Genomic DNA, 25,744 nt, shown 5'->3' on the forward strand with positions numbered 1-25,744 from the left:
GGCCGCCACGACTCGACGACCGCCACCCCTCGTAATAACATTTAATTACGTCGCGATCGACGGTTGACACGTGTTCCGACGAGAGGAGTCAGACGCGCGCGGGATGCTGTCGGTCCACGACGCGGTCCTGGCGCTGATCCCGGCGATCCTCGTCGCGGCGACGCTCGCTGGCGCGGCGCTGTCGTGGTCGTGGGTGACGACGCTGGCCGTCGGGAGCGTCCCGGCCAGCGGGACGATCGGCTACGCGCTCTTCTACAACCCGCCGGACGTCGCCAGCGGCAGCGGTCGGTGACTCGGCGAAAAAACGGGGACTGCGGGGTCGTTATCTGGCGGTCGGGTTGGTGCTGCCGGAGAGGGCCTGTTTGACCTGCAGCGCCGCGCTCGCCGCGAGGCCCTGGGCGAGGTCGGTGCGTTCGTCCTCGGTGATCGTCGCGTCGGCTTCCTCGGGCGTGTAGCCGGCAGAGACGACGGGGCCGACGGGCGGGCGGACGGCGACCGTCGCCTCGGGGCCGTCTGAGCCGGCGGTCAGGTCGGAACCGACGACGAATTCGGCGGGGAGAAGTTTTCGGGTGTGTTGGGCGACGAGCGAGAGGTCCCGTTCGAGCTGGCGGCGCTGGTCGGCCGTCAGCGTCTCCGGATCCAACCCCTCGTCTCCGAACGACGTGTTTCCGTACATTGAGCTCTTCCCCCCTCGTACTCGTCGGAGGGTCTTAACCCCTGTGTGTCGCGAACCCGGTCGCCGCGCCCGCGGTCGCCCGCGACGACGTACCGGTCAACCGAGTAACGGTTCGCTCTCGCCGTAGGCGGCCACGACGACGGCGGTGGCGTGTTCCTCGTCGGCCGCCGGAATCGACTCGACGACGATCTCCGGTTCCTCGCTGAAGGCCCACTCGCGCAGGTCCATCCCGCGCCGCAATCCCGACTCGACGGCGCGAGCGACGGCGTCGGCGTCGGTCCCGCTGGCCTCGTAGAACAGGCCGCGACCGGACTCGCTGCGGACCCATCCCAGCCCCGCGCAGGCCTCGCCGTCGGCGCCGGGGATCAGCGTCTCGCGGCCGACCACGGCGTAGAGGGCTTCCCCGGTGGGGCCGAGGTCGGGCGCCGTGCCGACGCGTTCGAGGCGGGCGTCGGCGGGGATGACCGAGGAGAGCGTCACGAGGTTGTAGTTGTGGACGCCCGCCTCGGCCAGCGCCGCGTCGAACGACGACATCGCGGTCGGGCCGGTGGCCGACCCCCGCGCGACCCGGATAGTGCTCATACCACCGTCTCGTCGACTCCGGCGCTAAGGGGTTTCGTTTCGGGTCGAACGCAGTCGTGAATGAATGTTCTCCGAGAAGACATTTACTGCAGCGGGTCGCCGTCGCTAGCGATGCCCTCGACGCGACGCTCGCTGCTCCGGGCGCTCGGCGCGGCGCTTCCGGTCACGGTCGCCGGCTGCGGGTCGGACGACGAGGACGGACGAGACGGTAGTTCAGCGCGTGTTCCCACGCCGACATCCACACCCTACGGCGCGACGGCGGTGTCCACACCGGCCCCAGGGACAACTGCCCAGACGACGACGGATCGCTCAGCGACGGCTGTGCTTCCGGACCCCGGCGACGGGTGGACACTCGCAGAGACGCGGAGGATGGCAGCGAGGATGCTCGGCGCCGAAACAGGCGTCGTCGGCGAGTACGAGGCGTCGGACGGCGTCCGCTTTCGCGCCGTCGTTCTGGAGCGGTTCCCCCGTCACGATCCCACGCGCAAGGCCGAACGGTGGGCCTGCATCGGCTGGGATGTCGCGCTCGCGTACGAGGACTTCGCCTTCGCCGCGGGGACCGGCACCGAACAGCGGGACTACACGCCGGAGACGCCGCCGCACATGGACCGCACCGCGATTCCCGGTAGCGTCGACCGCTCCCGGGAACTCCTCGCGCGCTCGCCGTTGCTCTCTGCCGAGCGGGTCGACGCGAACGAGGTCGACTGCGAGTCGTGACTCACAGCCCGTTCGCCATCGCGGCGAGGTGCAGCGGGTGCGAGCCGCCGTCGTCCTCGCCGCGACCGTCGACACCGGGCGTCGGCGGAACGGCGCGCTTGTGGAGCGAGTCGACGTACAGTTCGGCGACCGTCTCGGCGGTCTCGGGGTCGACGTCGAGCGCGTCGACGGCGTCCTCGACGCGTTCGCTCCGGTCGACGACGCGCCGCAGGACCGGGTCGATGTCGGCGTATCGCGCGCCCAGGTCCTCGGCGTCGGTCTGGCCGGCCCACAGGTCCGCGGTCGGCTCCTTGGCGATGATCCGCCGCGGGACGCCGACGTGCTGGGCGAGCGCCTGCACTTCCGTCTTGTAGAGGTCGCCCAGCGGGAACAGGTCGGCGCCGCCGTCACCGTACTTCGTGAAGTACCCCAGCAGGAGTTCCGAGCGGTTGGCCGTCCCGCAGACGAGATACGAGCGCGCGTTCGCCGCGTAGTACAGCGCGCACATCCGCAGCCGCGCGGTGACGTTGCCGATCTCTCGGCGGCCGCCCGACGGTGCGACCGCCGCCGCGACGTGGTCCTCGAACACGTCCAGCAGCGGCCGCAGGTCGACCTCCCGGAACTCGATCCCCAGCCCCTCGGCCATCGTCCGCGCTTCCCGCGCGTTGCTGCCGTCGGTGTGTGCGGGTAGCCCGAGTCCGAGGACGCGCTCGCTCCCGAGCGCTTGCACGGCCAGGTTCGCCGTCAGTGTCGAGTCGATCCCCCCGCTCAGCCCGACGACGACTCCCCGTGCCTCCGCTTTCGTTACGCTGTCTTTGATGAACGCGACGGCCTCCTCGCGTATCGCCTCCAGGTCGTCGCGGTCAGTCAGAAAGCCCGGCCCCTCTGTCCGGACCGACGGTACCCCCTCGCCGGGATCACTCTGTTTCATGTGTTCGGTCACCCTAGTACGATATCTCTGGTCGAACGTCTCGTATTTAGTTTTGATCCTTAAACAACTGCTAAGGTATTGCCTAAATAGTGATCGTCGGGTGCTGTCGAGGAACGGCCCCGGCGGCCGCTGGATATTTCGATCACGCGACACAGCAACGCATGTATGGCGGAGGATCGATGGAACGAGTTCTACGCCACCGGCGAATACGAGCGGTGCGCGTATCTCGCCGGGGAGGAGATGGACGAGTACGTCGATCGGTTCCTCGACGGGTCGGGGGCGGACCCCGAGTCGTTCGCCTCGGTCGGCTGCGGCCCGGCAGTCACCGAGTTCGCCCTCGCCGAGCGCCATCCCGACGTGGAGTTCTACTGCTGTGACCTCTCCGGAGACGTGATCCGGGACGACCGCGAGGTGGCCGACCGACGCGATCTGTCCAATATCTCCTTTCACGTTCGCTCATTGCCGGACCTCGATATGGGTCGGGAGCTCGATATCGTCTACTGCATGGCGACGCTGTACTTCGTCGAAGCGATCGAGGACGCTATCGAAGCGCTCTACGACCACGTGAAGCCCGGCGGATATCTGATCTTCAACTACCCGAACGAGGCGACCCGGGAGTGGCTCCGGGACGAACCCGAAGGGAAGCGGGAGTTTTTCGCGCCCGTCGCATCGGGAACGAATCTGCTCACTCGGGCGGAGATCGAACAGCTACTCGGCACTGATGTCGACGACTACTGGGAGTTCGTCGGTGCGACCGAGCTACAGTCCGGTGATAGTCCCGCCGTTTTTGTGGAACGGTAGCCCACTAGGTCGCACGAGCACCCGCGCCGCAGGCGCGGTTCCCCGGACGCGAGCGAACGGAGTGAGCGAGTCGTCCGGCTTTTTCACCCATGTTTTTGCCGTCCGGGTTCCCCGCAGCGCGCCGCTGGCGCGCGAAGAAACCCGGGCGGGAAAAAGATGGTCTCAGTAGAACGCGACCGGCTGCCCCTCGGTCTGGTCGCCCTCTTCGATCTTTTCGAGGGCCTCCTCGAAGTCCGCGGTACGGACGTCGGTGCGGCCGTCGCGGATGGCGAACATGCCGGCCTCGGTGGCCAGCGAGGCGAGTTCGGCGCCGGAGAAGCCGTCGGTCTCGGCGGCGAGGTGCTCGAAGTCGACCTCGTCGGCGAGGCTCATGTCCTGGGTGTGGATCTCGAGGATGCGGCGGCGGCCCTCGGCGTCGGGTTCGGGGACTTCGATGAGCCGATCGAAGCGGCCGGGGCGGAGGATGGCCCGATCGAGCATGTCGAAGCGGTTGGTGGCGGCGATGATGCGGATCTCGCCGCGGTCCTCGAAGCCGTCCATCTCCGAGAGCAGTTGCATCATCGTCCGCTGGACCTCGGCGTCGCCGGAGGTCTTGGATTCCGTTCGTTTGGCGGCGACGGCGTCGATCTCGTCGATGAAGATGATGGCCGGTTCGCGCTCACTGGCGAGTTCGAACAGGTCGCGGACGAGCCGGGAGCCCTCGCCGATGAACTTGCGGACGAGCTCGGAGCCGGCCATCTTGATGAACGTCGCGTCGGTCTCGTTGGCCACGGCGCGGGCGAGCATGGTCTTGCCGGTGCCGGGCGGGCCGTGGAGCAGGACGCCGCTCGGCGGGTCGATGCCGACCTCGTCGAACTGCTCGGCGTTGATCAGCGGTTCCTCGACGGCTTCGCGGACCTCCTGGATCTGCTCCTTGAGGCCGCCGATGTCGGCGTAGGTCACCTCGGGCGACTCGTCGACTTCCATCGCCTGCGCGCGGGCGTCGGTCTCGGTTTCGAGCTGAGACTGGATAGAGAACGAATCGTTGATAGCGACGCGGTCGCCGGCCTCGAGCGCCTCGCGGAGCTGGGTGGGCAACTCGGTGAGGACCTCCTGGTTGTTGCCGTGCTGCTTGACGACGACGCCGTCGTCGGTGATCTCCTCGGCGGTGGCAACGTACAGCGACGAGGTCTTGAGCGTCTCGTTCTCGCGTTCGAGCTCGTCGACCTCCTCGGTGAGGCCCTCGCGGCGCTCGCGGGCGTCGACCAGCTGGGCTTCGAGTTCGCTGTTCACCTGCACCAGCTGTTCGTAGTGCTCTTTCAGGGCCCCCAGCCGCTCCGACGGAGACATGTCGGGGTCGAGTTCCAGCCGGGGTCGCTCTGGGAGAGAGGGGCTGCGTGACATCGGGTTAGTGGGTGGTAACGAGCGAACGAAAAAGTCTCTTTGGGTGTCGACGGTCGGCCGACCCCGAGACATCCCGCGGTCAGGGGGCCGAGGGCGGTCTGACCGGAGCGGTCGGGGGTTCCCCGGGGTGACCGGGTCCGTTTCGTGGTGGCGCAGCACCGAAGCGGAATGGAGAAGGCTTATCGGCGGGCGTCGCACACCCACCGGCATGGTCGAGTTCGTGGTACCGGAACCGGAGTACGACCGGTACTCAAACCGCCAGCTCGCGGCCGTTCCGCTCGCGCTGCTGGCACTGGCGTTGCTGGTCCTCGCCGGGTGGTACCTGATGACCGGGGCGCCGGTCACACCGGGTATCGAGTTCACCGGGGGGACCGAGATTCAGATAGCGACCGACGCGTCGCAGACGGAGGTCCGACAGTCGCTGGACTTCCAGGACAGCGTCCAGCCGGTCGCGGGGTCGAACGAGTACGTCGTCGCCACGCAGTCGACCGACACGGACGCGATCCGCTCGCAGGCGGAGTCGGCCGGCTACGAGGTCGTCTCGATACAGACGCGGTCGGCGAGCTTCGGGGCCGACGCCCAGGGCCTCGCGCTCAGGGGCATCGCCGTCGCCTTCGTCGGGATGAGCATCCTCATCTTCGTCCTGTTCCGTTCGTTCGTGCCCTCCATCGCGGTCGTCCTCTCGGCGTTCTCCGACATCATCATCCCGCTCGCGCTGATGAACCTCTTCGGGATCAAGCTCTCGCTGGGGTCGGTCGCGGCGCTCCTGATGCTGATCGGGTACTCCGTCGACTCCGACATCCTCTTGAACAATCACATCCTCCGGCGGCGGGGGAGCTTCTACGAGAGCACGTATCGCGCGATGCAGACCGGTGTGACGATGACCGTCACCTCCATCTCGGCGATGACGGTGATGTACATCGTCTCGTCGCTGTTCAAGATCCCGCTGCTGCCGGATCTGGCGATCGTGCTCGTCTTCGGGCTGGTCGTCGACCTGATGAACACCTACATGATGAACCTGAGCCTGCTTCGCTGGTACAAGTTCGAGGGGGTGAACCGATGAACCTGCGCGAGAACTGGCGGATCATCATGCTCGTCGTGTTCATCCTCGCGTCGACCGCGGCGCTGTTCGCACCGGCCGCCGACCCGGCCGCGGGGGCGAACAACAGCTCCTCGGTCGGCGCGTCGACAGACCCGACGAATCTCAAGTACGGCCTCGAACTCGCCGGCGGGTCGCGTATTCGTGCGCCGCTCGTGGGGACGACGGCCGAGAACCTCGACATCGGCCAGGACAACCGCGCGAGCGTCCGCGGGACGGTCGCGACCGAGATGAACGTCACCGGCGGCGACGTGAACGTCCGGCTGAACACGGGCAACGGCGACGCCGTCGAAGTCCTCGAAGAGAACGTCAGCGAGCAGCGGTTCCGTGCAGCCCTGCAGACAGCGGGCCTCGACACCGAGGAGGCCACGTTCCGACAGGGTGTCACCGCCGAGACGCGCGAACAGACAGTCGACACCATCGAGGCGAAGATCAACCGCGGCGGGCTGAGCGGCGGGACCGTGACCGACCAGCGCTCGGCCACCGGCGAGCACTACGTCGTCGTCGACGTGCCCAACGCGAACACGACGGAGGTACTGAATCTCATCGGCGACCAGGGCGAGGTCAGCATCGTCGCCCACTACCCCGTTCAGAGCGACAACGGCACCGAGTACCGCAACGAGACGGTGCTCACGAACCGTCAACTCGAACGCTCGCAGATCGGCGTCGCCGACACCACCGAGAGCGGGAGCCCCCACGTTCCGGCGACGCTGACCGAGGCTGACGGCCAGAACTACTCGCAGTCGCTAGTCGACCTCGGGTTCACGTCGAGTGAGGCGATCAACAGTCAGCGCTGCCGCTATGACTCGCAGCCGTCCGACGCGGGCTACTGCCTCTACACCGTCGTCGACGACGAGGTCGTCTACGCCGCCTCCCTGACGCCGGGGCTCGCCGAGTCCATCGAGTCGGGCGAATTCGAGAAGGCGCCGACGTTCCTCATGCAGACCACGTCGATGGACGAGGCTCAGCGCCTGCAGGTCAACCTGCGCGCCGGCGCGCTGCCGACCGAACTCGCCGTTGACGAGGGGACCGTCCTCTTCCTCCAGCAGAGCCTCGGCGACCGGTTCAAGTCGGACGCGCTGCTGACCGGTCTCATCGCGTGGCTCGCCGTCAGCGGGATGGTGTTCCTGCGCTACAAGAACCCGCGCGTCGCGCTCCCGATGCTCGCGACGGCCGCCGCCGAGGTGTACCTGCTGCTCGGGTTCGCCGCGGCCATCGGCCTCCCGCTGAACCTCTCGTACATCGCCGGGTTCATCGCCGTCATCGGGACCGGTGTGGACGACCTGCTGATCATCGCCGACGAAATCCTCAACGAAGGTGAGATCGCGACCGGCAGGGTGTTCCAGAACCGCTTCCGCAAGGCGTTCTGGGTTATCGGCGCCGCCGCGGTGACGACTATCATCGCCATGAGCCCCCTGGCCTTCCTCTCGCTCGGGGACCTGCAGGGCTTCGCTATCGTCACCATCGTCGGCGTCCTCATCGGCGTGCTCGTCACCCGCCCGGCCTACGGTGACGTGCTGCGGAACCTGATGCTCAGCGAGCAACAGCGAGACTGACCACCCGGTTCCGTTTTCGCCGTCGGTTTCCTTTCTATCCGCACTCCGTCCGGCTCTCCTCGGATGCAGACGAAGTCGCTGTTCGAGTCGGTCGACGAACTGAGCCCGCCGCCATAGTCGATACGGTCGCGTCGAGGAGACGCGTGCCGTCAGGTATTTTCCCCGCAGAGGCGACTGCAGGCCTATGTCGTATCTCGCCGTTCGAATCGGCGTCCCGGACGAGTCGGCCGCGAATGAACTGTCTCGGGCGCTCGTCGAAGAACGGATCGCCGCGGGGACGCGTCTGTCCTCGGGGACGAGCCACTACTGGTGGGACGGCGAGGTGAACGAACGACGGTACTGGACGATCACTGCCTTCACGACGTCCGACCACCTGGAACTGCTGTACGAACTCATCGACGGGGACCACCCCGACGAGTTGCCCGGCGTCACGCACACCGAGATCGACGCGAGAGACGAGTTCCTGGCGTGGATCGACGACCAGACCGCGTGACGGCCGCCTCTGACTCCGGCCTGTCTGTTTGTTCCCCGGCTATTCGGCGGGGTCGAACTCGAAGACGCGCCGCAGTTCGAGTTCGATCCGGTCGACGAACTCCTGGAGAACCGCGTCGAACGTCTCGTCGTCGACGGGGAGGTCCCCTGCCCGCTCTCGCGGGTTCTCGGGGAGTTCGACCCGGAACTCCCCGTCACCCTCGTAGAACGGTTCGCTCCCGTCGAGCACCTGGCGGTCGATCGCCTTGAGCAGCGTCGAGTCGTACCGACCGTGGAAGTGCTGGTAGGCGTTCTTGTACGCCGCCTGGAGCTCGTCCATGTAGTGGACGTACTTGTCTTCGAACTTCTCCGGGTCGAAGGCCGTCATAATCCGAAACACGACTGCGCGCCGGTAAACGACTTCGTTGTCTTGAGTATCCGGGCCGAGCGAAGCGAGGCCCGGTTCTCCGCTCGCGCGAAGCGCGAGCGGCCTTTTTCACCCATGTTTTTGGTCGGGGGGTCGCCTGCGGCGACCTCCCGGCGAAAAAGATGGTCTAGAAATCGTCGAGCGTCGTCCGCTCGTGGCTGCCGCCGTCTGAGCGCACTTCCGTCTCGCCGCCCGCGTCGTCGCCGATGCGGCCACCGTCGGGCTGGAACTCGCCCAGCGAGGACTGCGAGGCGGCCGCGAGCACGTCCTTGCTGGTCTGCCAGGACTCGCGGGCACACGGCGGGAGGCCGTCGTGCTCGGCGACGTAGGATTCGAGGAACTCGCGGGTCGTCCCGTCGCCGGGGTAGCCGCTCCCCACGGCGCCGAACTCGTCGGCCAGGGCGTCGACGTGGGCGTCGCGGGCCACCTTCGCGACGATGCTCGCCGCGCCGACAACGGGGTAGGTCTCGTCGGCGCCGTGTTCGGCACGCAGGTCGACCGCGGCGTCGGCGCCGTCCTCGACTCGGCGCTCGAAGCGGACGGCGTTGGTGTCGCCGGCGTCGACGTAGCCCGAGTGGGGGTCGTCGGGATCGAGCGGCGCGTCGGCCGCGTCGACGAGCGCGTCGACCGCCTCGGCGTGGGCGGCGACGGTCAGTGAGTTCATGTCCGTCTCCTCGTCGTCGATGCGGTCGACGGAGATCTCCGCGACGCCGACGGCGCCGACTTCGCGGATGGTCGCGGCGAGTTCCTCGCGGCGCTGAGGGGCGATCCCCTTCGAGTCGCCGACGTCGTCGGGCAAGTCGGCGGGGTCGACGGTGACCGCCGCCGCGAACATCGAACCCAGCACCGGCCCCTTGCCGGCTTCGTCGACGCCGAACTCGTACATGGCGGCGCCTTGTGCCTGCTGGTATTTAAGCTGTCGCGGTCGAGACGCCGTTCGTCTGACGCGCGTCTGCCGTCTCCGGGCCGCTAGTGGCTGTTTTCGACGATCAGGGCGGCCACGTAGCCCCGGCTGCTGGGTCTTGGAAACGGAGAAACTGGCGACCGCGCCGCTCGCGCGGTCTGATCGGCGCCGCGGTCTGCCGGCGGCATCGTCAGTCGATCCGGTCGTCGAGTTCGCTGGCGAGATTGCGGCCGATCTCTTCCATCCCGGCGTCGCCCGGGTGTAGGATGTCCGCGGAGTACCCCGACACGTCCGTGAGGTCGGTGCCCTCGATCACGAATAGGTCCGGGTGGTCGGTCTCGGCGGCGATCTCCCGGACCGCCGCGCGGAACGCCTCGGCCCGCTCGGCGTCGCCGCCCTCGATCACGTCCGGATAGAACGGGAACAGCGTGATGCAGGCGATCGGTTTGTCCGGGTGGGCGTCGGCGATGGTCTGAACGAACGCCTCGGCGCGCTCCTCGAACTCGGACACGGAAAAGTCCTGGTTGGCCATGTTGATCGACAGCGCGAGCGTGGCCACGTCCCAGTCGTCGCGGCTCGCGATGTAGTCGGCCATCGGCAGGTCGGCGTACGCCGACCCGGAACAGCCGACGTTCAGCGCGTCCCACTCCAGCGCGCGGGCTGCCCGCGAGACGTAGTTCAGGTGCGTCGCCGACGACGCGGCGCCCTCCGTGATCGACGTGCCGTAGGCGAGGTACCGCGTGTCGGGCAGTTCGTCGGGCTCGGGCGGGCGGCAGTCGCCAGTCACGTCGTGGACGGCGACCGCCGGCGTGCGCTCGAAGAGGATGCGACAGACGCGGGGGTCGAACCGCTCGTCGAGGTCGGCGTCGAGTTTCCGGAGTCGCTCGGGGACCGAGAGGGTGAGCGTCGTCGGGTCCGGCCCGATGTCGGTCGGTTGCCACGGCTGGAACCCGCCCCAGAAGACGCGGACCTGTCCCGATTCCGCGGCCGAGAGCGTCACCTCGATCTCGGCGTCGTCGCGCTCGGGAACGAACCGGAGCTCGCTCCCGGTGGCGTGACGGACGCGGTCGTCGGCCATCTCGTTCAGCTGCGAGGCCACGTCGGCGGGGAGTCTGTGCAGTCGGTCGCCGTCGTCGGCCCACTTGGCGGGCACCGTCTCGGCGACGTTATGCAGCGAGACGGACGGGTACTCCTCTAGCTTCATTCGCCTTCACTCTCGGATCCGGTTCACTTGGCGTCGTCGGTGGCGGCATCCTCGTCCGCTTCGGCGCTCTCGCTCGCCTCGCCTTCGTTCTCGCCTGCGTCGCCCTCGCTCTCGCCCGCTTCGCCCCCGTCGCGGAAGAACTCCGGTTTGGCGAACGGTTCGTCCTCACCCTGGACGTCGAGCACGTCGAGTGCCGTCACCTCGGCGTCGACGCCGAGCAGACCGGCCAGACTCGGCTCCGTGCGCCCGTCGTCGCTGGAGACGAGTTCCTTGACGTAGAGGCCGCCCTCGCCGTGGAGTTCCACGGTCGCGTGGCGCTCGTCGGCCAGTTCGCCCTCGATCTCGTACACGTCGCGAGTCCGTTCGATGTCGGCGCGGCGGTGGTCGACGCGCTGAGGGGTGCGCTGTTCGACCGTGGTCCCCTCCAGTTCGTCCAGCGCCTCCCCGAAGGCCGCGGCGTCCACGTCGCCCTCGAACTCGACGTCCATCCGGTAGGTCTTGCTGGCGTCGAGTTCCTTGACGCGCTCGACCATCTCGTAGGTCGCCTGCCGGAGGTCGAGCACCTCGACCTTGCCGTCGGCGAAGTCGTTGATCTCCGGCTGGAGCGCCGCGGCGTCGACGGTCCGCTCGCGGGGCTCCTCGATCTCGATGACGAACGGGCGGCCACCTTCCAGCATCAGCGCGTCGACGTCCTCGCGGCCGGCGCCGTGGAAGGTCGCCGACTCGCCGTCCATCGCTTCCTCGACGACGGGCGCGGTTAGCTGCTCGACGCTCTCGTCGTAGCGGTAGCCCGACCCGTCGCAGCCCTCGCAGATCTCGCCTCGATTCAGGCCGGTGCCGTTGCAGTCGGAGCAGGGCCACTTCGTCTGCGGGATGTCCCGTTCGAGCTTGCGGTAGCGGCCGTAGACGAACGCGGAGTTGACCTGCGCGTCGACGGTGTCGTCGCCGAGGTTCAGCGTGACCTGCACGTCGGGGCGCTGGAACTCCACCTCGGTGTCGGTCTCGCGGCCGAACCGTTTCCCCACCTCGCGGTTGAGTTCGGTCTTGAGCGCCTCGCCGGCGTCGCCGTCCAGCCCGAGGTCCTCGCGCAACAGTGCGTCGTTCTCCTCGAACAGCGGCGGGACGCGCGTCCCGACCTGAAAGGTCTCGAAGCCGTAGTCGCGGACGGCGTAGGCGGCGCGCTCGGCCCACTCCTGGGCGCGCTGTTCGGTCGACTCGCCCTCACAGACCCAGCACGGCTCGTCGGGTTCGAGGTCGGCGACTGGGCGGTCGTCGGCGAGCGCGACGGCGACCCGGAGGCTCCGGCCGCGCTCGCGATTCGTGAGGCCGAAGCTCCGCTCGGCGACGAGCCGGCCGAGACAGGGGTCACAGAGCGGCCCCGTCTCGACGGCGCGGCGGGCCAGATCGAGGACGTCGTCAGTCATTGGCAGTCAGTGGGTGACGGGGTCGTAATTCCCTTTCGAAGCGTCGGCCGTGGTCAGACTTCCCGAAGCCCGAGGCTGTATTCGAGCGCGGTGTCGACCTCGTCGACCTGCTCGTCCGGTATTGAACCGATCACCTCGGCGATCCGCTCTTCGATGGAGACAGTTCGAAGTTGGCTGCAAAGAACGACCGAGTCTTCGCGGAGTGCGCACTCGTCTGCGGACACGAGTACTTCGAACGGGTAGCGCTGGTTACCATATGACGTGGTGAACGGAGCGACGATCGTCGTCGGCGCGTTCTCGTTCCCCACGTCGTTCTGAACCACGAGGCACGGACGGGTCCCCCGCTGTTCGGATCCTCGCGTCGGGTCGAGTTCGACAATTACGATGTCACCACGACGAACGTGTAGTCCCGACATTTACCAGTCGGGTGCGTCACCGAGGTAGTCGTCGGCCTCCCGGGAGATGTCTGCCATCTCATTGGCAACCTCGCGGGCGCGTTCTGCACTCGCCCGATATCCCTCCGCGAATTCTTCACGGGTAACCGGCTTCTCGATGACAACGCGGCCGTCATCTTCTTCCACGATCACTTTGTCGCCGCCCTCGATGCCTAGCCGTTCCCTGATATCCTTCGGAAGGGTGACCTGACCGCGCTCACCGACTGTCCGGTGTTCATCACTCGACATGCGTATTCATATCGTATTCATACTCATAGGGATTCCGGTCCGTTTTAACCGAGTTTACGCGATTCACGTCCGCCGTGAACGGCGGGACTCTCTCACTGTTGAAGGGTAGCTCCCGACGAGGACGACCGTGACGTACACCGCGGGGTGGACGCTGCGGAAGATCACGGCGTCGACGTCGCCGGGGATCCGGCGGGTGATCCGCTTGATCGCGACGTCACCGCCGACCCGGATGAGCCACGCCGAGAGCAGGGAGGTACTGACCACGACGACCACGCCCTGCCAGCGCGGGAGGGCGAGCATCGTGGCCCAGAGCTCGGCGGGGAGGTCCGTTTGCATCACGAGTAGTAGGCGGGTAGCAGCGATAAACGTGCCGTCTACTGGCGAAGCGCTGTCGGAGTACCGGCTCGCACGGAGCCGTGACGCCGCTCGCTCCGATCCGAATATCCTTTACCCCACAACACCGCCCTCACTTCCATGGATACGCAGGCGACGCTGCTGGCGCTGCTTGTCGGTCTCGTGCAGGGCGTGCTGGAGTGGTTGCCGGTGTCGAGCGAGGGCGGCGTCGCGCTTGTCGTCGCACTCACGACCGGCGAGTCGGCGTTCGACGCCACGCAGTTCGCGCTCTTCCTCCACGTCGGAACGTCCGTCGCCGCGCTCGCGTTCTACCGCGACGACGTGTTCGGACTCGTCGGCGATGTCCCCGCCTGGCGACCCCGCGACGCGTTCGGCGCCGACCGGGCCGATCTGACGTTCTACGGCATCGCGACGCTCGTCTCGGGCGTCGTCGGCCTCTCTATCTACGCCGCGCTCTCGGAGGTCGGGTCGGAACTCGCCGGCGGCGCGTTCGTCGCCGCCATCGGCGTGCTCCTGGTCGGGACGGGACTCGTCCAGCGGGCGGCCGACCGCTGGGGCCTCGGCGAGCGCGACACGCCAGACGCCGTCGACGCCGTCGTCGTCGGTCTCTGTCAGGGCCTCGCCCTGCTCCCCGGCGTCTCCCGGTCGGGAACGACGGTCAGCGCGCTCCTGCTGCGCGGCCACGAGGGCGAGCGGGCGTTGCAACTCTCCTTCCTCCTCTCCATCCCCGCCTCGCTGGGCGCGGGCCTGCTCGTCGTCCTCGACGACGGCGTGCCGACCATCCCCGTCCCGCAGGCGGTGCTCGCGCTCTGCATCAGCGCGGTCGTGGGCTACGTCACCGTGGGCGCGCTCGTCGCGCTCGTCCGCCGCGTCGCCTTCTGGGGCGTCTGCGTCGGGTTCGGCGCGCTCGCGATATTCGGTGGCGGACTGCTCGTCGCCGTCGAAAACGGATGGCTCGCGTTCGCGTAGGTCGGGCGACGCCGTCCGCGTCGGGCGCCGCCGTCGGGGGCGTGTGGAGGGCCGAAAGGGAAGTCAGAGGGCCGTCAGTTCGTCCGCGTCAGTTTGTGGGCGTTGGTTCGTTCGCTCGATTCGCTCGCGTCACTTCGCCGACGGTCGGTGCTCGACGGCCAGTCGCTCGTGGGCCCGCCGCGAGAGCGGGACCGTGACGACCCGTCGCGCTCGGACGACGAGTGCGACCACCGCAAGGCCGACGACGAGTGCGGGCTGTGCGACGAGCGCGACCAGCGCGACCGTCGCCAGCACCGCGACCAGACTCGTCGCGAGCACCCGACCGAGGCCGTGGGACGCGAGGGGAGCCGATACCGCAGCCGAACCGCGTGATAGCTGTCTCATCTCTATCTAGTCGTAGGGCCCGTCTCCCCATAAGCATAATCTGAAATACATTTCTGTAGGCAGAGATACTGAAACGCAGTCCGGTAAGCGAGGTGATATAATGTGTACGGTGGACCGTCGACAGTCGGTCTCGAACCGCTCACCGCGCGTCGTCCCCGGGCTCGCCCAGACGAATTTATATGCATCGCGCCGTCAACTTCCGATAGTCACGGAATGAGCGGGGACGAGACCAAACTCGTGGACACGTCGGGGGACTACGCGTTCGTGGTCCGGGACGGCCAGCCGGTCGACGAGCCGCGCTGGCGCTCCTCGCGGCTGGTTCTCACCAGCAAGCGCCTCGTCCTCGCGGGCACCGACGGCAACAAGTCGTTCCCGCACAGCGCGCTCGCACTCGTCGACGATATCGACGGCGTCGTCCCCGAGGGCTTCCCGGCCGAGGGTGCGACCGCCATCCGCGCCGGCGAGCACGTCCTCCTGGTCGACGCCCCGGACGTAGAAGCGTTCGACCGCGAGTACTGCCGCGCCGCATTGGACGCCGAGGTCATCCTCGTCAAACACCCCGCCATTGTGGGCGGCGTCGTCCAGGACACCGAGTGGTCGAAGGCCCGCTTCCGATTCGCCGACGACCGGGTCAAACTCGCGCTCCCCGGCGGGCAGACGACCTCGTTCGCGGTCGACGACGTCGGGACCGTGGAGACGGGGAGTCAGGGAGTCATGGGGGCCCAGCGTCAGGTCGTCCAACTCGAACACACCGACGAGGAAGGTCGCAGCGTCGAGACGCATTTCTCCGGCACCGAGGCTCACTGCCGCGCGCTCGTCCACCTCTTCGAGGCCGTCGTCTCCGACCGCCAGAGCGAGGAGTACGAACTCACCGACGTCGAGAACCAGGTCCTGATGGCGCTGTACTCGGGCGTCTCCCCGTTCGAGATGGCCGACTTCGTCGGCATCAGCGTCGACGAAGTCGAGGAGATTTACCAGAAGCTCCTGGAGATGGACGCCGTCGACGAGGTCCGCGTCCGGACCGAGGTGTCGCTGAACGCCCACGGCCGCAACCTGGCGAGCGAAGCGATGAGCGAGCAGTGACATCCTCCCCGCCCTAAAGGACGGGGCTTCCCACAAGGACAGTCCCTGCTGAGTTGGGACTCTCGGGTTTACATCCCGTCGTGATACAGGGAGTGCCACGCCCCCGTTATCCCTATCCTCGGGGGATTCGGGAGTACCTTGCTTGTTTTCTGACGGTATCCACAGCGGTCACCTCGACGGGATACCGTCGAACGACCGAATGGACCTCCCGATACTGTCTCATTCCATCGGGTGGGTAGACCGCCTCGGTTGGTATCACAGACGGTCTGTGCCCGTGTAAATCTAGCGATGACGGCGCTGTATCCCCGCCCTGAAGGGCGAGGTTGTAGCGACTGTTCCGCAACATAAGACAGCCGGTAGTCCACGTTACACTTCTACGATATCGACATCCAATAGTTCGCGAATCGGCTGTTTGTCGAAATCGTTTTTATTCGCTGTCACCAGCGTCGCGCCATATTCTCTCGCAGTCGCAGCGATGAGCAAGTCGGCGAGATCCAAACTGGTGTCTGCCATTGCGAGCCTCGCTTGGAGGTTCGCCGCTTCCATCGCAACGTCAGTGTTCAGATCTGCAATACCGTCCACTGATTGTTCTGCGTTGAGCCGATGTGTTTGGATCGTACTGTGGGAGTCATATCGTTTGAGATATTCGAATAGAACCATCGCTGGGAGAATCCACGCGTCGCCAGCGTGGTCTGCGAGGTATTGATCGACGGAGGGGTACGACCTTTCGGATGCATAGCGGCTAAAAATATCGTTATCCAGGCAGATCATTGCTGCCGATCCGAACGGTCCTTCAGCGATTCGTTCAGATCTTCACGAGCGTGGGCCATGTCCTCGACGACGCTGTCGTCAGCGAATCCACCCCGTTCGTCGATGTCTTTCTCTGTCGTTGCCAGCCGGGCGAGCAACTCGTCATATGTCTCGTCTTCTCGTTTCACCAGTTCGAGCTTCCGTTTCGTCTCGTTGGAGATTCGAATTGACGAACTCATGGTGTATTCGGTGTATTCGAGATGGGAACTCGTATGTGTTTCGCCGCGTTCAACGCTACAGCACACTCACTCATCGTCGACGCTAACACACGTTCCCGCCTCGGCCGATCGGTAGATCCCGTCCATGACGCGCTGGACGGTCAGCGCGCGCTCGACCGTGTTTCCTTCGGGCGGCTCGCCGCTGGCGACCGCGTCGAAGAAGCGCTCGTCGCTGCCTTTCCACCCGGTGTTGTCGAGCGATCCGTGGGTCAGTTCGGACTCCACGACGTGGTCGGTGCCCTGGCGGCCGGCCTCGATCAGCGACAGCTCCTCGCCGCCCAGGTCGAGGCGCGCGCCGGCGTCGGTCCCGCGGACGACGAACTCCTGGGTCTCGGTCTGGTTGGCCGCCCAGGCGACTTCCAGGGAGATCGTCCGGTCGCCCGCACAGCGGATCATCGCCGTCGCGGAGTCCTCGACGTCGAAGACGGCCTCCTCGGTGGCGTCGTACCAGTCGCCGGGGTCGGCGTAGTCGTCGCGCTCGCCGAACTCGGTCCGGGTGACGGCGAACACTTCCTCGACGGGTGGGAAGTCCATCAAATAGAGCGCGAAGTCGATGGCGTGGACGCCGATGTCGACGACCGCGCCGCCGCCCGACAGCTCCTCGTTCGTGAACCACGACCCCACGCCGGGGATGCCCCGCGAGCGGACGTAGTTAGCCTGGACGTGCGTGATGTCGCCGAAGCGACCCTCCTCGCGGTACCCACGGAACACCTCCGCGGCGGTCGCGATCCGGTTGTGGAAGTTCACGGCGCAGAACCCGTCTGACTCGCGGGCGGCCGCGGCGATGCGTTCGGCGGCCGCCAGGTCGTCGGCGAGCGGTTTCTCGCAGAGCACGTCGTAGCCGCGTTCGAGCGCGCCGACGACGGCCTCCTCGTGGAACGCGTTCGGCGTCGAGACGACGACCGCGTCGAGGGACTCCGAATCGTACATCTCCGCGGCGTCCGCGTAGGTCGTCGCGTCGTACGACCGGGCGAACTCGTCGCGGCTGTCGGCGACGACGTCGGTGCCGGCGACCACCTCGTGGCCGAGATCCACCGCGTTTGTCGCGTGGGTCTGCCCCATGAAGCCGAGTCCGACGACGCCGAGACGCACCGGGTCGAGTCCGTCGCTCATACGCGTTCACTCGCCCTCGCGGGAAATGAGTGCTTTGGAGCCGGAAGTGGTCGATCGGGTCGCGCGGCGGTCCGGTCGCGAGCGCGCGGCCGATTTCGGCGACCGATAATCGGCCCGCAACTCCTATTGCGGGCGCCGGGGTAGCTCCGACAGCGCGATCGATCCCGAGAATGAGCAACTCAGAGAAGAAGGTGACCGACGTGCAGGGCCGGTACATGCGGGCCGTCGCGAGCGGTCACCAGCGCGACGACGCGACCTGGGAGTCGTGTCGGATCGTCCTGACGACGGAGCGGCTGGTCCTCGTCTCCGAGGGCAAACTCACGATCCCGCTCGCCGACGTCGACGAGATCGGCGTCCGCGCCGACGTCAACCAGCGCGCCGCCGGCGTCGCCAGCTACCTCGGCCTCTCCGTCGGCGACGACGTCGTCCTCGTCTCCGCGGCCGAACACGACGAGTTCGAGACCGACTTCTACCACGCCTGTCTCGACGGCGAGATCCTCTACGTCGACCACCCGGCCGTCGAGGGCGGGGTCGTTCAGGGCACCGACTGGACGAAAGCCCGCATCCGAATCACCGACGAGGACGTCCGGCTGGCGCTCGCGAACGGCGACCGGGTCGTCATCGAGCGAAACGACATCGGCGAGGTCGAGCACGACGAGCGACAGGCGGCCGGCGAGGAGCGCCCCGTCATCGAGGTCGAACACAGCGAGGGCGAGATCAGCGTCGAGACCCACGTCACCGGCGACGAATACGACCTCTCGGTCCTCCGGCAGGTGCTCGAAGAGGGCGTCGAGCGCAACCGCGCGGACATCGACCTGGGACCGGTCGAGGAGCAGGTCGTCATGGCACTCCACTCCGGCGTTTCGCCGTTCGAGATCCCCGAGTTCGTCGGGAGCGAGGTCGAAGACATCGAGGAGATATTCGACCGACTCATCGAACTCGACGTCATCGAGGTCGTCCGCGATCGCACCGAGGTCGAGATGACCGCTCGGGGGCGGTCCGTGGCCGGCGACACGATGGGCGAGCAGTGACCGCGGGGTCAACCGGGCAGTAGCGTTTTTGTGTGTGCGTTCCCGACGTACGTGTGTATGTCGAAAACGGGTTCGGACGATAGTGACCCCGAGATCGACCGGATCAACCTCCGGATCGCTCGGTCGTTTCTCGACGTGGTCGACGAGACGTGGCGCGAACGCGGATTCAATAGCCGGAGCGAGTTCATCCGCTACGCGCTTCGCGATTCCGTGAACCATCCCGAAGGCGCCGGCGTGTGGAAGGACCTCGCAATCAGTGAGGCGCAGTTCGACGAGGGGGAGGGAGTTTCGAGCGACGAGATGCGGGAAAAGTATGGGACAGACGCCGAGTGACGACACGTGGGACTGGAAGTTCTCCCCGCGCGGAGAGTCGCAGTTCGCACAGCTAGACGCGGGCACCCAGGAGCGGATTATGGACAAACTCGACGAGGTGGTCGCGTCCGAGTGGCGCCAGCCGGGTGAGTTTCTCGAACCGTTGACGGGCTCACCGTATCAGAAACTTCGTGTCGGCGGCTATCGGCTGGGCTGTCGCCTGCACCACGAGACAATGACGCTTCGCGTCGAGAGCGTCCGAAAGCGAGAGGGTGCGTACAAAGGCGACGACTAACAGTGCAGACCTGACTGATCGAGTTCTCACGCTGCGGCGGGACCGGGTGGTTCGTCGACGAGTGTGCTTGCGATTCACCCGCGACGGGAATTCCCCGCGGGACTATCCTCGTCGCACACCAAGAGACGTGCATGGAGACACCACTCCGCGGTCACCGGGCGGAAAGCACCGCTACCGAGGTCCCGCGAGCGCTCGCGCTGTACGTGTTCGGGTGCGTCGCGCTGGGCGTCAGCGCCGTCGTGGGCGGCATCGCGCTGCTGCGGCGTCCCCGGAGCGACCCGCTCGGCCTTCCGAACGAGTGGCTCGACGGGACGCCGTTCCCGGACTACTTCGTGCCGGGGCTCACCCTGTTCGGCGTCTTCGGGCTCGGTTCGGTGGCCGTCCTCTACGGGATCGTCCGCCGGCGCACCTGGGCGTGGGTCGCCGCTGTGGGACTCGGGGTCGCGCAGGTGGGCTGGATACTTGCCGAAGTGGCGTTCCTGCGCCGGCTCCATCCGCTCCACGCGATCTACGGCGGCCTCGGTGCCGCGCTGGTCGCGCTCGCCACGCGACCGTCGGTCCGCGAGTACCTGCGCCCGGTCGGGGAGCGCGATGCTTAGACTGGCCGCCGCGGTGTTCCTCGTCCTCCACGGCGTGGTCCACGGCTGGTACGTCGTGCTGAGCCAGGGGTGGGTCGAGGTCGAGGAACAGATGGGCTGGACCGGCCACTCGTGGCTGCTATCGTCGGTCCTGCCCCGAGAGACGGTCCTGGCACTCGGGAGCGTCTCGTACGTGCTCGTCGCGCTGGGCTTCGTCGCGGCCGGCGTCGGCGTCGCGCTCGACCGACCGTGGTGGCGACCGGTTCTCGTCGGGTCGGCGTTGGTCTCGACGGCGGTCATCGTCGCGCTCTGGGACGGGGAGTTCGACCTGCTCGTCGAGAAGGGCGCCGTCGGCGTGCTCATCAACCTCGCCCTCGTCGCGTACGTACTCGCGGTCGGGTGAACGACCAGAGGCGGCGGTGCCGCCGATCGAACTGCGGACGCGGACGGTGCCACGAGCCGGTTCCGACCGCTATCGGCGCTCGCACGGCGGCTGTGGTCGTCGAAGCACTCAACCGCCGCTCGACCGTTCCTCCGTCGGCGGCCCATCGCTCTTGGGGGAATGGTCGACCGTTCGAGACCGCTCGATGGACAGGAGCAGTCGCGCCATCAGGCCGACGCTCAGGAGCGTTAGCAATCCGAATATCACGACCTGCGGGAGTACCACCGGCTGCCCGTCGGCGGCCATGAACCAGATCATCGAGAGCACCGCGCCGCCGAGCGTCGCCGCTTTCACGAGGAGCACGGCCGTGAACGCGTACCCCCACGGTCGTCGTTGCCGGAGCAGATAGGCTGAGAGCGCGAAGGCGGGGAGGACGACCCCCAGATCGAGCGAGTAGATGACCGAGGTGGGCAGTCCGGCGTCGGCGACGCTCTCGGGAACGGTCCCGGCGACGCTGGCGGGGACGATCTCGGACAACCAGAGGACCCCGACGAGGGCGACGAGCAGCGCTTGGAACGCGACGTACGACCGGACCGGTCCGTCCCCGACGGCGCGTTTCAGTGCCACGGCGTCGAGGCGGACCATCCCGCCGACGAAGGTGAACAGCGTCAGCCACAGCAGGGCGACGTAGACCAGGTAGAGCTCGTTGAACGCGGTCATGAACGCGTACGACGCGTAGGTGTACAGCAGGTAGCCGGTGACGCCGAGCCACATCACGTACCCGCGGAGCGACCCGCGGGTCGCGTAGAACAGCGAGACGACGAACGCGGGCACCGCGACGGCGAGGGTCAGCAGGTCTTGCCCGTAGACCTGTGGGAGCAACACCGGTGCGTCGCGGTAGAACCCGGGGACGAACAGCCCGACGGCCGTCGCGATGACCGTCAGCACTCCGGTAGCGACCGACGTGGCGACGTAGGGCCGCGGGACCGGTCGGTCCTCGGCGTTCATCGACGCTCCGTCTCGTCGCTCGCCGGTGCGGGGACGCCGAGGCGCCCCTCGACGAACGCGGCGACGTCGTTGGCGAAGTTCTCGACCGCGTCCCAGTCGGTGAACTCGGTGTCCCGCGACGTATCGACATCCGACATCGTCCGTTTGACGATCTGTTTCATCATGAACCGCATGAGGAAGCCGTACTCCGAGAACCGCAGCGCGCCGCCGAACTGCGCGATCCGGTCGGGGTTCCACTCCGTCTCCGAGAGAAACGACTCGACGTAGTCCGCGGCCTGATCCACACCCTCCTCGGTCGCCGAGGACAGCGAGACTTGGAAGAACGCCGTCGGTCGCGCCGAGAGCGCCTCGCGGTTGTCGCTCACGAAGTCCACGACCGCCTCCTGGTGTTTCCCGGCGTGGACTGAGGCCCCGACGAGCACGGCGTCGTAGTCCTCGACGGCGACGTCGCTTCCGTCCTCGGAGACGTTCACCGACGTCGCGTCGTGACCGCGGTCCGCGAGCGCGGCGACGATCCGGTCCGCCACCTTGGCTGTCTGGCCCTCACCGGTTCCGTATGCGACGATGAACGAACTCATCGGGATCAATTGGCCCGCCAACAGGATAAATGCCGGCGGCGCGACTCCCCGGCGTCAGTGCCGAATCCCACCGTCAGCCCCGCGTTCCGGCGTCGGTCCGTTTCGAGCGCCGGCGCTCGGTCGTCCCTCTGGAGCGTGGCCGGCCCATTCGGATACCGCACAGCGGGGACCGCGGACACCGCGGGCGTCGCTCGGGTCACGCCTGGTACCACAGCAGGTTCCAGTACGCGAGCACGAGGGTCGTGACTGCGGCGGCGAGCGCGACGAGCGAGTAGTGGACCCGGTGCCAGCGGCTCCAGTACCCGTCGCGCCACGCCAGCGTGGTGAACGCGGCGGTCGCGAGCGTGGCGAGGGCGCCGACGGCCGCCACGGCCAGGAGCGCTCGCGGCAGGAGCGGGTCGCCGCCGAAGAGCGCCAACGGGTTCGACACCAGGAGCGTCAGGAAGACGGCGAGGAACGCCGTGAAGCCGCCGGCTGCCAGCCCGGCGACCAAGCGGGCGGCCCGCGAGCCGCGCGGATGCGCGGTGACGGGACCAGCGCGGCCGCGTATCTGACGCCAGACTGCCGCGGCCGGCCAGCCGAAAAGCGCCGTCAGGAAGACGAGAATCGAGACGGCGAGCGCGGCCACGTGAGCCAGCGTCCGTTCCCGCGGCGGGATGCGACCGTACGCGGTCGGCGGCCTGCTGTCGAAGAACAGGTGGCTAATCTCGCCGTCGGTCTCGCCGAAGGCGATCGCGTCGGGACCACCGACTTCCTCGAAGTACAGGGGGTCTCGTTCCACCCAGCGCGTCGTTTCGCCGCCGAGCGGGGACGTGACGAGTCGCCCCTCGTCGTCGACGGAGACGTCTACGGTGTCAGTGGCGCCGACGATCTTCTCGGAGGTCGTGTACGGCATCCTGAGCGAGCGGTAGGTCCCGGTCACGTCAGCCGCTCGGGTCGGCCGGCCGTCCGATCTCATCGAGGTCGTCTCCGCAGCCGACTCGGTCGTGGTCGTTTCGTCGGCCGATTCGGTAGGGGGCGTCTCGTCGACAGGCTCGGTGGGGGCCGTCCCGTCGGCGGGGTAGAACTGGTCGAAGAACGCGTCGAGGAACTCGCGCCGCGCCGTCAGCCCACCGGGGCTGTTGTACGAGACGAAGGCGCCCACGTCGCGCTCGGGGAGCAAGAAGAGGAGGCTGTGGAACAGCGCCGTGTCGCCGCCGTGACCGACCGCGCGGACGCCATTTCGGCTCACCTCGTAGAACCCGAAGCACATCCCGTTCAGCCGGTCGTCGTGCGTGAACCGCTGGCGGTGCATCGCCGACGTCGACGCCGGTTCCAGGATCCGCCCGTCGCTCGTCGCGCCGTCCCCGAGGTGCGCGCGCACGAACGTCGCCATGTCCGTGGCGGTCGCGCTCATCGCACCGGTCGGCGGGATGCCCACGTACTCGAACTCGCGGCTTTCGAACCCGCCGCCGGCGGGAGCGTACCCCTTCGAGAGGTCGTCTCGGAGGCCCTCGGGAACGGGCTGGGCGAACGTGCTCCGGTCCATCCCCAGCGGGTCGAAGATCGACTCCCGAACGTGCGTCTCGAACGGCTCGCCGGCCGTCTCGGCCGCGAGGTGGCCCGCGATCGCCGTCCCGTAGTTCGAGTACGCGGCGTGCTCCCCGGGCGGACGCACACGAGCAGGTTGTTCCTCCCGGAGGACGGTCTCGAGCGGTCGCACGTCGTCGCGGCCGGGGACGAACGTCCCGCGGAAGCGGTCTTCGAACCCCGGCGTGTGCGTCGCGAGGTGACCGAGCGTGATCGGCTCCGGGTACGTGTCGGGGATCTCGACGGCGTCGAGGTACTGATTCACGTCGGTGTCGACCGCGAGGTCCCCGCGCTCGACGGCTTGCATCGCGGCCGTCCACGCGAACAGCTTCGAGACTGAGCCGACGCGAAAGAGGGTTTCGTCGGCGCGAACCGCCTCCCGGTTCTCCACGTCGGCGTAACCGTATCCCTTCGCGAACGTCTCGTCGCCGTCGACGACGGACACGGTCGCCCCGGCGATGGAGTGGGCCTCCAGCTGCGACTCCATCACGCCGTCGAGAAACGACTCGAACGCGCCGGTGTCCGCGAGTGGGCCGTCGGCCTCTTGCGGGCTCTCTCGCCGCTCTGCGTTGGGTTCCCCTCGTCCCCTCGGCGTCGCGGCCGTGGCGCCGGCAGCCGCGAGGCCGCCGAGGACCGCTCGACGGCTCCAGGTGGACGCGCTCGACACGGGCGCGCGTCCGTTGGGACGCAAGGACGGAGTCGTCACGTCCAACGGACACGCCCGTTGCAGCCAAATATCTATCACGTGCGCACGAAAGCCCGGACCGCCTGTCCAGTGCGAGGACGGTGATCGAGGGCGCGCCTCAATTCAGCGAACTCCGCTAGTGGGCCCGTTGAACTCGTCGCAGGCTCCGTCGTTCGCTCGCCGGCTGTCCCGCGTCAGAAGCGCTGGACCGACTCGTCTTTGCTATTTTCACAGCGTCCCGGACAGCGTTCAACGCGTGTCAGAACTCGCCCCCAGAAAGTTGAAAGTGGCTGGCGACGACGAACACGTATGAGCATCGACACTGCGGTGGTCCTCGCGGCCGGTGAGGGCACGCGCTTGCGTCCGCTGACCCGCAACCGGCCCAAGCCGATGTTGCCGGCGGCTAACCGGCCCATCCTGGAGTACGTCTTCGACGCGCTGGTCGCGGCCGACGTGCGCCAGATCGTCGTCGTCGTGGGGTACAAACGCGACCGCGTCCGCGACCACTTCGGCCCGACGTACAAGGGCGTCGACCTGACGTACGTCACCCAGCACAAGCAACTCGGTAGCGGGCACGCCCTCCTGCAGGCCCGCGAGGCCGTCGACGGCCCGACCCTCGCGGTCAACGGCGACCGCGTCATCGACGCCAACATCGTCCGCGACGTGGCCCGCGAGTTCGAACGGAGCGGCGAGCCGTCGATGGCCGTCCTCGAACGGCCGGAGACGAGCCAGTACGGCGCGGTCGTCCTCCACGAGGGCGACGTGGCCGAACTCGTCGAGAAACCGGACACCGACGAGTACCGGCTCATCAACGCCGGCGTCTACGCCTTCGAGCAGTCGGTGTTCGAGGCCATCGACGAGACCGACCGCTCGGACGGCGAACTCGCCCTGACCGACACCATCGGGCGGCTGATGGACGACGGCCGAGTCCGCGGTGTGCGCACCGAGGGGATGTGGGTCGACGCGACCTACCCCTGGGACCTCCTCACCGTGGCCGACGAGGTGCTCGCGCGCGGCCACGTCGACGAGCCCGCCCGCGGTGACGGCGTCTGGGTCGACCCCGCCGCGAACGTCCACGACGCGGCGATTATCGAGGGGCCCGTCGTCATCGGTCCCGACTGTGAGATCGGGCCCGGCACCGTTGTCGGACCGAACGCGGCGCTCGGGCAGAACGTCACCGTCGGCTCGAACGCGACGGTCCGCAACTCGGTCCTGGACACCGACACTCGCGTCGAGTCCGGATCGACGCTCATCGACGCGGTGACCGGACAGGACGTGACGCTCGGCGCCGGGACGGTCGTTCCCGGTGGACCGGCCGACGTGCGCGTCGACCGCACGGTGTTCGAGGACCAGCGCCTGGGCGCCGTCATCGCCGACCGCGTGACCGCCGAGGGCGACGCGAGCTTCGCCCCGGGCACGCTGGTCGGTCCGCGCGCCCACATCGGGACGAGCGTCCGCGCGAGCGGCACCGTTGTCGAGGGCGCGGAGGTGGTGCGATGAGCGGATCGCGAACCGACTGTCTCAGGGAGGAGCTACGA

Annotated in this window: 32 protein-coding genes; 14 read left to right on the top strand and 18 right to left on the bottom strand. The window is 67.6% G+C overall.

Going from position 1 to position 25,744, the window contains the following annotated elements; translation table 11 throughout:
• Positions 1–70: 70 nt before the first annotated feature.
• On the top strand, positions 71–292 hold the full coding sequence (locus tag ACMGFH_RS18585; RefSeq protein WP_415379992.1) for a hypothetical protein: 222 nt from the start codon (positions 71–73) through the stop codon (positions 290–292).
• A 30-nt stretch (positions 293–322) separates the two neighbouring features.
• On the opposite strand, the gene ACMGFH_RS18590 is transcribed toward ACMGFH_RS18585, so the two are convergent.
• The gene (locus ACMGFH_RS18590) at positions 323–676 is read right to left on the bottom strand and encodes a DUF5811 family protein (RefSeq protein ID WP_415379994.1); all 354 of its coding nucleotides are present in this window, start codon (positions 674–676) and stop codon (positions 323–325) included.
• Between the two features lie 96 nt (positions 677–772).
• Positions 773–1,258: a pyruvoyl-dependent arginine decarboxylase gene (locus ACMGFH_RS18595; RefSeq protein WP_415379996.1), complete on the bottom strand. Its 486-nt coding sequence runs from the start codon at positions 1,256–1,258 to the stop codon at positions 773–775.
• A gap of 381 nt (positions 1,259–1,639) precedes the next feature.
• Here ACMGFH_RS18595 and ACMGFH_RS18600 point away from each other — a divergent pair, with 381 nt between their 5' ends.
• Complete coding sequence (locus ACMGFH_RS18600) at positions 1,640–1,975, top strand: hypothetical protein (protein ID WP_415379998.1); 336 nt, start codon at positions 1,640–1,642, stop codon at positions 1,973–1,975.
• Position 1,976: 1 nt separating this feature from the next.
• On the opposite strand, the gene ACMGFH_RS18605 is transcribed toward ACMGFH_RS18600, so the two are convergent.
• On the bottom strand, positions 1,977–2,885 hold the full coding sequence (locus ACMGFH_RS18605) for an NAD+ synthase (protein WP_415380000.1): 909 nt from the start codon (positions 2,883–2,885) through the stop codon (positions 1,977–1,979).
• A 165-nt stretch (positions 2,886–3,050) separates the two neighbouring features.
• Here ACMGFH_RS18605 and ACMGFH_RS18610 point away from each other — a divergent pair, with 165 nt between their 5' ends.
• The gene (locus ACMGFH_RS18610; protein ID WP_415380002.1) at positions 3,051–3,686 is read left to right on the top strand and encodes a class I SAM-dependent methyltransferase; all 636 of its coding nucleotides are present in this window, start codon (positions 3,051–3,053) and stop codon (positions 3,684–3,686) included.
• Between the two features lie 162 nt (positions 3,687–3,848).
• On the opposite strand, the gene pan2 is transcribed toward ACMGFH_RS18610, so the two are convergent.
• Positions 3,849–5,069, bottom strand: a complete 1,221-nt coding sequence (gene pan2 / locus ACMGFH_RS18615) for a proteasome-activating nucleotidase Pan2 (protein ID WP_415380004.1) — start codon at positions 5,067–5,069, stop codon at positions 3,849–3,851.
• Between the two features lie 208 nt (positions 5,070–5,277).
• Here pan2 and secF point away from each other — a divergent pair, with 208 nt between their 5' ends.
• The 3 genes from secF (at position 5,278) to cutA (ending at position 8,217) form a co-directional block, all read left to right on the top strand.
• The gene (gene secF, locus ACMGFH_RS18620) at positions 5,278–6,132 is read left to right on the top strand and encodes a protein translocase subunit SecF (protein ID WP_415380006.1); all 855 of its coding nucleotides are present in this window, start codon (positions 5,278–5,280) and stop codon (positions 6,130–6,132) included.
• Positions 6,129–7,724, top strand: coding sequence for an MMPL family transporter (locus ACMGFH_RS18625; protein ID WP_415380008.1), 1,596 nt, complete (start codon positions 6,129–6,131; stop codon positions 7,722–7,724). The genes secF and ACMGFH_RS18625 overlap by 4 nt, the downstream gene beginning before the upstream one ends.
• A gap of 184 nt (positions 7,725–7,908) precedes the next feature.
• The gene (cutA, locus tag ACMGFH_RS18630; protein ID WP_415380010.1) at positions 7,909–8,217 is read left to right on the top strand and encodes a divalent-cation tolerance protein CutA; all 309 of its coding nucleotides are present in this window, start codon (positions 7,909–7,911) and stop codon (positions 8,215–8,217) included.
• Positions 8,218–8,256: 39 nt separating this feature from the next.
• Here cutA and ACMGFH_RS18635 read toward each other — a convergent pair whose 3' ends face one another.
• The 7 genes from ACMGFH_RS18635 to ACMGFH_RS18665 all read right to left on the bottom strand — a co-directional run bounded on the left by ACMGFH_RS18635 (position 8,257) and on the right by ACMGFH_RS18665 (position 13,173).
• Positions 8,257–8,583: a DUF5783 family protein gene (locus tag ACMGFH_RS18635; RefSeq protein WP_415380011.1), complete on the bottom strand. Its 327-nt coding sequence runs from the start codon at positions 8,581–8,583 to the stop codon at positions 8,257–8,259.
• 166 nt (positions 8,584–8,749) lie between these two features.
• Positions 8,750–9,508: a ribonuclease HII gene (gene rnhB / locus ACMGFH_RS18640; RefSeq protein ID WP_415380013.1), complete on the bottom strand. Its 759-nt coding sequence runs from the start codon at positions 9,506–9,508 to the stop codon at positions 8,750–8,752.
• A gap of 208 nt (positions 9,509–9,716) precedes the next feature.
• On the bottom strand, positions 9,717–10,730 hold the full coding sequence (locus ACMGFH_RS18645; protein WP_415380015.1) for a GDSL-type esterase/lipase family protein: 1,014 nt from the start codon (positions 10,728–10,730) through the stop codon (positions 9,717–9,719).
• Positions 10,731–10,753: 23 nt separating this feature from the next.
• The gene (locus ACMGFH_RS18650; RefSeq protein WP_415380017.1) at positions 10,754–12,154 is read right to left on the bottom strand and encodes a tRNA pseudouridine(54/55) synthase Pus10; all 1,401 of its coding nucleotides are present in this window, start codon (positions 12,152–12,154) and stop codon (positions 10,754–10,756) included.
• A gap of 53 nt (positions 12,155–12,207) precedes the next feature.
• A complete protein-coding gene (locus ACMGFH_RS18655) occupies positions 12,208–12,570 on the bottom strand; it encodes a type II toxin-antitoxin system PemK/MazF family toxin (protein WP_415380019.1) in 363 nt (120 codons plus the stop codon).
• The gene (locus ACMGFH_RS18660; protein ID WP_415380021.1) at positions 12,571–12,837 is read right to left on the bottom strand and encodes an AbrB/MazE/SpoVT family DNA-binding domain-containing protein; all 267 of its coding nucleotides are present in this window, start codon (positions 12,835–12,837) and stop codon (positions 12,571–12,573) included.
• A 63-nt stretch (positions 12,838–12,900) separates the two neighbouring features.
• Positions 12,901–13,173 carry a hypothetical protein gene (locus ACMGFH_RS18665; protein ID WP_415380023.1) on the bottom strand — a complete coding sequence of 91 codons (273 nt, stop codon included), beginning with the start codon at positions 13,171–13,173 and terminating at the stop codon, positions 12,901–12,903.
• 138 nt (positions 13,174–13,311) lie between these two features.
• On the opposite strand from ACMGFH_RS18665, the gene ACMGFH_RS18670 reads away from it, so the two are divergent.
• Positions 13,312–14,160: an undecaprenyl-diphosphate phosphatase gene (locus ACMGFH_RS18670; protein ID WP_415380025.1), complete on the top strand. Its 849-nt coding sequence runs from the start codon at positions 13,312–13,314 to the stop codon at positions 14,158–14,160.
• A gap of 129 nt (positions 14,161–14,289) precedes the next feature.
• On the opposite strand, the gene ACMGFH_RS18675 is transcribed toward ACMGFH_RS18670, so the two are convergent.
• On the bottom strand, positions 14,290–14,544 hold the full coding sequence (locus ACMGFH_RS18675; protein WP_415380027.1) for a hypothetical protein: 255 nt from the start codon (positions 14,542–14,544) through the stop codon (positions 14,290–14,292).
• Positions 14,545–14,757: 213 nt separating this feature from the next.
• Between ACMGFH_RS18675 and ACMGFH_RS18680 the strand changes: the two genes are divergently transcribed.
• On the top strand, positions 14,758–15,627 hold the full coding sequence (locus ACMGFH_RS18680; protein ID WP_415380029.1) for a CheF family chemotaxis protein: 870 nt from the start codon (positions 14,758–14,760) through the stop codon (positions 15,625–15,627).
• 366 nt (positions 15,628–15,993) lie between these two features.
• Here ACMGFH_RS18680 and ACMGFH_RS18685 read toward each other — a convergent pair whose 3' ends face one another.
• The 3 genes from ACMGFH_RS18685 to ACMGFH_RS18695 form a co-directional block, all read right to left on the bottom strand.
• Positions 15,994–16,398 carry a type II toxin-antitoxin system VapC family toxin gene (locus ACMGFH_RS18685; protein ID WP_415380031.1) on the bottom strand — a complete coding sequence of 135 codons (405 nt, stop codon included), beginning with the start codon at positions 16,396–16,398 and terminating at the stop codon, positions 15,994–15,996.
• Positions 16,395–16,616, bottom strand: a complete 222-nt coding sequence (locus ACMGFH_RS18690) for a hypothetical protein (RefSeq protein ID WP_415380033.1) — start codon at positions 16,614–16,616, stop codon at positions 16,395–16,397. Before ACMGFH_RS18690 ends, ACMGFH_RS18685 begins: the two co-directional genes overlap by 4 nt.
• A 66-nt stretch (positions 16,617–16,682) precedes the next feature.
• Positions 16,683–17,768, bottom strand: coding sequence for a Gfo/Idh/MocA family protein (locus ACMGFH_RS18695; protein ID WP_415380035.1), 1,086 nt, complete (start codon positions 17,766–17,768; stop codon positions 16,683–16,685).
• A gap of 170 nt (positions 17,769–17,938) precedes the next feature.
• Between ACMGFH_RS18695 and ACMGFH_RS18700 the strand changes: the two genes are divergently transcribed.
• From ACMGFH_RS18700 to ACMGFH_RS18720, 5 genes are all read left to right on the top strand, one after another.
• Entirely contained in the window at positions 17,939–18,799 is an 861-nt protein-coding gene (locus tag ACMGFH_RS18700; RefSeq protein WP_415380037.1) for a CheF family chemotaxis protein, read from the top strand.
• A 57-nt stretch (positions 18,800–18,856) separates the two neighbouring features.
• On the top strand, positions 18,857–19,132 hold the full coding sequence (locus ACMGFH_RS18705; RefSeq protein WP_415380039.1) for a ribbon-helix-helix domain-containing protein: 276 nt from the start codon (positions 18,857–18,859) through the stop codon (positions 19,130–19,132).
• A complete protein-coding gene (locus ACMGFH_RS18710; protein WP_415380041.1) occupies positions 19,113–19,406 on the top strand; it encodes a type II toxin-antitoxin system RelE family toxin in 294 nt (97 codons plus the stop codon). The genes ACMGFH_RS18705 and ACMGFH_RS18710 overlap by 20 nt, the downstream gene beginning before the upstream one ends.
• A gap of 131 nt (positions 19,407–19,537) precedes the next feature.
• On the top strand, positions 19,538–20,005 hold the full coding sequence (locus tag ACMGFH_RS18715; RefSeq protein ID WP_415380043.1) for a hypothetical protein: 468 nt from the start codon (positions 19,538–19,540) through the stop codon (positions 20,003–20,005).
• Positions 19,998–20,387, top strand: a complete 390-nt coding sequence (locus ACMGFH_RS18720) for a hypothetical protein (protein ID WP_415380045.1) — start codon at positions 19,998–20,000, stop codon at positions 20,385–20,387. The genes ACMGFH_RS18715 and ACMGFH_RS18720 overlap by 8 nt, the downstream gene beginning before the upstream one ends.
• 108 nt (positions 20,388–20,495) lie before the next feature.
• On the opposite strand, the gene ACMGFH_RS18725 is transcribed toward ACMGFH_RS18720, so the two are convergent.
• The 3 genes from ACMGFH_RS18725 to ACMGFH_RS18735 form a co-directional block, all read right to left on the bottom strand.
• The gene (locus tag ACMGFH_RS18725) at positions 20,496–21,374 is read right to left on the bottom strand and encodes a hypothetical protein (protein ID WP_415380047.1); all 879 of its coding nucleotides are present in this window, start codon (positions 21,372–21,374) and stop codon (positions 20,496–20,498) included.
• Positions 21,371–21,952, bottom strand: coding sequence for a flavodoxin domain-containing protein (locus tag ACMGFH_RS18730; RefSeq protein WP_415380048.1), 582 nt, complete (start codon positions 21,950–21,952; stop codon positions 21,371–21,373). Before ACMGFH_RS18730 ends, ACMGFH_RS18725 begins: the two co-directional genes overlap by 4 nt.
• 196 nt (positions 21,953–22,148) lie before the next feature.
• On the bottom strand, positions 22,149–24,188 hold the full coding sequence (locus ACMGFH_RS18735) for a serine hydrolase domain-containing protein (RefSeq protein WP_415380050.1): 2,040 nt from the start codon (positions 24,186–24,188) through the stop codon (positions 22,149–22,151).
• Positions 24,189–24,515: 327 nt separating this feature from the next.
• Here ACMGFH_RS18735 and glmU point away from each other — a divergent pair, with 327 nt between their 5' ends.
• A complete protein-coding gene (gene glmU / locus ACMGFH_RS18740) occupies positions 24,516–25,706 on the top strand; it encodes a bifunctional sugar-1-phosphate nucleotidylyltransferase/acetyltransferase (RefSeq protein WP_415380051.1) in 1,191 nt (396 codons plus the stop codon).
• Positions 25,707–25,744 lie beyond the last annotated feature (38 nt).

This window comes from Halosimplex rarum (assembly GCF_047715405.1).
Classification (GTDB): domain Archaea; phylum Halobacteriota; class Halobacteria; order Halobacteriales; family Haloarculaceae; genus Halosimplex; species Halosimplex rarum.